Source organism: Pseudomonas sivasensis (genome assembly GCF_013778505.1).
GTDB lineage: Bacteria > Pseudomonadota > Gammaproteobacteria > Pseudomonadales > Pseudomonadaceae > Aquipseudomonas > Aquipseudomonas sivasensis.
Genome location: NZ_JAAOWU010000047.1, coordinates 1 through 618, shown reverse-complemented (window position 1 = coordinate 618; position 618 = coordinate 1). Strand labels below are relative to the sequence as shown.

Sequence of the window (618 nt, the reverse complement as noted above, 5' to 3'; positions counted from 1 at the left end):
ACCGCATGGAAGAGGTGTTCCGGATTTGCAATGCCGTGACGGTGTTCAAAGACGGGCGTTACGTGCGCACCTTTGATGATATGAGTGCGCTCAGCCACGACCAGTTGGTGACCTGCATGGTCGGTCGCGACATTCAGGATATTTACGACTACCGCCCGCGAGAGCATGGCGAGGTCGCACTCAAGGTCGACGGGTTGCTGGGGCCTGGCCTGCGTGAGCCGATCAGTTTCGACGTGCGCAAAGGCGAGATTCTTGGCTTGTTCGGGTTGGTCGGGGCAGGGCGCACGGAGCTGTTTCGTTTGCTCAGCGGGTTGGAACGCAGCAGCGCTGGCAGCCTGCAATTGTGCGGTGAAAACCTGCAACTGCGCTCACCTCGCGACGCCATCGCCGCCGGTGTGTTGCTGTGTCCCGAGGACCGCAAAAAGGAAGGCATCATTCCGCTTTCCAGCGTCGCCGAGAACATCAATATCAGCGCCCGTGGTGCCCATTCCTCGTTCGGCTGGTTGCTGCGCGAGCCCTGGGAGAAAGGCAACGCCGACCAGCAAATCAAGGCGATGAAAGTCAAAACCCCGGATGCGCAACAGAAAATCATGTACCTGTCCGGCGGCAATCAGCAGA

The 618-nt window shown here is 59.4% G+C and carries 1 protein-coding gene; it reads left to right on the top strand.

All coding sequences use genetic code 11. The features are described from left to right. A partial coding sequence (locus tag G9Q84_RS30085) for an ATP-binding cassette domain-containing protein (RefSeq protein WP_181644545.1) occupies nt 1-618 on the top strand: 618 nt, incomplete at both ends.